The 1,283-nt window shown below is 60.6% G+C and carries 3 protein-coding genes; 2 read left to right on the top strand and 1 reads right to left on the bottom strand.

Translation table 11 applies throughout. From position 1 onward, the window contains the following. Positions 1 to 409 (top strand): YajG family lipoprotein (locus tag HX846_RS35215; protein WP_178967255.1); only part of this gene is annotated, 409 nt, incomplete at its 5' end. A gap of 107 nt (positions 410 to 516) precedes the next feature. Here HX846_RS35215 and HX846_RS35220 read toward each other — a convergent pair. Then, positions 517 to 726, bottom strand: a complete 210-nt coding sequence (locus HX846_RS35220; RefSeq protein ID WP_008434269.1) for a hypothetical protein — start codon at positions 724 to 726, stop codon at positions 517 to 519. A gap of 181 nt (positions 727 to 907) precedes the next feature. Between HX846_RS35220 and HX846_RS35225 the strand changes: the two genes are divergently transcribed. Next, positions 908 to 1,165: a hypothetical protein gene (locus HX846_RS35225; RefSeq protein ID WP_003216159.1), complete on the top strand. Its 258-nt coding sequence runs from the start codon at positions 908 to 910 to the stop codon at positions 1,163 to 1,165. Positions 1,166 to 1,283: the final 118 nt, after the last annotated feature.

A 1,283-nucleotide genomic window follows, 5' to 3' on the forward strand; every position in this document is an offset into this window, starting at 1 on the left:
CGGCACCCGTGGCGGCCTGTACCCGGAAACCAGCGCCATTACGGTGACCGGTGCGGACGTGCTGCCCAAGCTGCAAGCCCAGGCCGAAGCGGCCGTGCGCCTGTTGGGCTTCACCCCTTCCAACTCGCCAGGTGCGCCACAACTCACCATCACCCTGGCCGAGCTGAAGTATCAGTCGCCCAAGGAAGGCCTGTACGTGACTGAAGCCACCATCGGCGCGACCTTCAAGTCCGACGTGACTGCCGGTACCCGTCGCTACAGCGGCCGTTACGGCGCATCCCTGGACCAGCGCTTCGGCATGGCGCCGAACCAGGAAACCAACACCAAGCTGGTCAGCGACGTGTTGAGCGATGCCCTGACGCGCCTGTTCAAGGACCCGAGCATCGGTTCGCTGCTCAGCTCGCAGTAACCGTCAGGCGGGCGCGGAGCGCCCCAGTCGGCATTCCTTTGCGGCGCGTGGGAACGATCAAAAAACCGGGCTCATCACTGAGCCCGGTTTTTTTACGCCTGCCGTTTTCATGCAGCCGTTTCGACATAAAAGTCCAGCACACTCACGCCAGTGAGCAAGTCCAGCTCCGGCAGGTCGGCATGTTGATGCCCGCCGAGGGCGCAATACACCAGCCAGTGGCGGTCCTGCACATTGAACGCGAGGCCGCCCACCAGGGCCTCTTGCTCATCACTTGGGGCAATCAGATACAGCCGATCCTGGTTCTGCGCGTGCAACATGACAAGCTCCCGGGCTTTCGAAGGGCAACAGAGTGGCTTGTTAAGGTGACGTTCAGGTGACGCTGTAAATTACTGGATACATTAGCCGTCAATGGGGAAGGAGTAATGACGCGCAGGCGGCGCATATCATTCAGGTTTGTATCTGGATTGATACCAAGACACTGATACATCGAGGTTTGCGATGTCGCTGACCGCACTACTGCTCAATTCCCTTGCCCTGTTACTGGCCTGCCCGGCGGCATGGCTGCTGTTTGTCACGCGCCTGCATGAACAGCGCGCGATGGCCCGCCTTGCCGCGCAAAGCGAACTGCGTGCCATTGATCAGCCGATGCTGTATCTGGACGTGTTGACGCAGCGTACCTATCGCCTGTTCTACCGGTTGGGGTTTGCCTGTCTGGGGCTGGCGTTGCTGGTGTCCTTTCTTAGTACCCGATTGTAGGAACACCCTAAAAACAACTGTGGGAGCGGGCTCGCTCGCGAAAGCGCGGTGTCAGTCAATACATGATTGGCGGATCCACCCCCGGCGCGAGCCAGCCCCCGCCCCCAATTGGGTTGGG

The organism is Pseudomonas sp. K5002 (assembly GCF_013386655.1).
Classification (GTDB): domain Bacteria; phylum Pseudomonadota; class Gammaproteobacteria; order Pseudomonadales; family Pseudomonadaceae; genus Aquipseudomonas.

What these genes read in the sequence shown, in the direction of transcription:
- HX846_RS35220 (WP_008434269.1), bottom strand. Translation starts at nt 726, where the DNA reads ATGTTGCACGCGCAGAACCAGGATCGGCTGTATCTGATTGCCCCAAGT.
- HX846_RS35225 (WP_003216159.1), top strand. Translation starts at nt 908, where the DNA reads ATGTCGCTGACCGCACTACTGCTCAATTCCCTTGCCCTGTTACTGGCC.